The 2,288-nt window shown below is 45.8% G+C and carries 1 protein-coding gene; it reads right to left on the reverse strand.

Going from position 1 to position 2,288, the window contains the following annotated elements; translation table 11 throughout:
• Positions 1-131 precede the first annotated feature (131 nt).
• A complete protein-coding gene (gene paaZ, locus ACZW67_RS14205) occupies positions 132-2,183 on the reverse strand; it encodes a phenylacetic acid degradation bifunctional protein PaaZ (RefSeq protein ID WP_465183793.1) in 2,052 nt (683 codons plus the stop codon).
• Positions 2,184-2,288: the final 105 nt, after the last annotated feature.

Below are 2,288 nucleotides of genomic sequence, written 5' to 3' on the forward strand. Positions count from 1 at the left end.
AAATTGTGTATCTCTTTTTTATAATTTAGCCATTATATAACCTGACGTCAATATGTTTTATCAATAAAGTTTACTTTAGTTGGCAAAAAAGGAGTCATGACGCCCCCTTTTATGCCAAATCCGTATAGCTATCAAGCCTTACGCTCAACTAAGGTCAAGATGTCGTAAGTTGCGACCAAGTCGTTGCGTTGGTTCTTAACTTTGATATCCCATACTACAACGCCATGAGCTTTTTCCGCTGGGTCGCGTTGTGCTTTTGACGTCTTTTGTTTACAAGTTAATTCAACTTGAATGGTGTCACCAATCTTGACAGGCTCGACGAAGCGTAGGTTTTCCATACCGTAGTTAGCGATGACTGGACCAGGTGATGCGTCAACAAACAAGCCAGCGGCCGCTGATACGATAAAGTAACCATGGGCGACACGCTCGCCAAAGAACGAATCTGCCGCCGCAATTTTGTCCATATGAGCGTAAAAGTGGTCACCACTTAAGCAGCCAAAGTTGACGATATCTGCCTCAGTCACTGTACGACGTGCGGTCAATAGACGCTCACCAATACGAAGTTCATCGAATGATTTTTTGAACGGATGGACACGATCTTCGAACACTTGCGCACCAGCTGTCCAGCTGTGACCGACTTGGGTCATGGCATTGGGTGAGCCTTGGATGGCGGTACGTTGCATGTAGTGTTTAACAGCTCGCAGACCACCAAGTTCTTCGCCGCCACCGGCACGGCCTGGGCCGCCGTGTACAAGTAATGGGAGAGGTGAACCATGACCTGTACTTTCACGAGCACTTTCGCTATCTAGGATATGTACACGTCCATGCCAAGGGGCAATTTTTTTCAATAAGGCTTCGATATTTTCGTCTGCATTGCGCACGATAGAGGCAACTAAGCTACCTTCACCACGTGCTACAAGTGCACCGAGTTCATCTAGGTCGCCGTATGGCATTAGGGTGACAACTGGACCAAATGCTTCGATGCGATGGATATTTTCGGCTTGGCTTGGGTTATTACAGACCAATACGGTTGGTGGGTAACAGGCTGATTTTTCTGCGTCGTCTACTTGTAAAATGAAGTCTTCACGTAAGTGACTACCGAATACCACTTCGGCTTCTTGGCTTAGTTGCTCGACTTTTTCTGTGACGTCAAGTTTTTGCTTCACGCTAGCTAATGTACCCATGGTCACGTCTTCACGACTTGGATCACCGACCACGACTTTTTGTAGTTTTTCAACTAGGCGAGTTTGCGCTGTTTCTAGCAAGGCGGCAGGAACAAACGCGCGACGAATCGCAGTACATTTTTGACCAGCTTTGATAGTAATTTCGCGGAAAACTTCGCGTACAAACAAATCGATAGTTTCATCGTTGGCAGCTGGGCTTAAAATGGCACTGTTTACCGAATCGGCTTCCATGGTGAAAGGAATTGAATGGGCGTTTAAGTGTGGATGGGCTCGCAGTTTTTGACCCGTTACTGCAGAACCTGTGAAGGTTATGGTGTCTTGGGGATTTAGATGGTCAAACAAGTCATAGGTTTGTCCACATATCAGCTGCAATGAACCCTCTGGCAATAGACCACTTTCATGAATCGCGGCTACCACGGCATGAGTCAGCTCAGCGCCTTCGGTTGCAGGCTTGACGATACAAGGAACACCAGCTAATAGAGTCGGTGCGACTTTTTCTAACATGCCCCAGATAGGGAAGTTAAACGCATCAATATGAATGGCCACACCCGTTTTCGGGCTCAGGATATGCTGAGCGCCGAACGTACCATTTTTTGATAGAGGAATCCAAGCATCTTCAACTAAGGCAGTCTCATCGCTGAGCTCACGGCGCACGAGGCTCGAATATGCAAATAAGGTACCGATACCTCCTTCAACGTCGACCCAGGCATCTTTGCGTGTCGCACCAGTTGCCGTGGCTAAGGCATAAAAATCTTCTTTACGTTGAAGTAGATATTGTGCGACCAATTTTAGTGCATTAGCGCGCTGGTGGAATGTCCAGTTAGCAAGCACTAAGCCATATTCTTTGGCGTACTCAACCACTTTTTTGGTATCGATACCAGCGCTACTGACTTGATAAATTGGTTCGCCGGTGACCGCATGATGCACGGTGCGAAAATCGCTTTGTGCAACGTAGGCTTTACCGAGGACGAGTGAGCTTAACGTTTTAATGTCTGACATATAAAAACCCCTTTTATGATACATTATAGATAAAAATATAAACTTAACGTGTCATAATCTGTATTCAAATCACTAAAAAGTCAAGCGTATTTAATATTATTAATA

It is taken from the genome of Psychrobacter sp. TPE 89C (assembly GCF_055522395.1).

Bases quoted from the DNA above. Each gene is read 5' to 3' on its own strand.
- paaZ (WP_465183793.1), bottom strand. From the start codon at position 2,183: ATGTCAGACATTAAAACGTTAAGCTCACTCGTCCTCGGTAAAGCCTAC.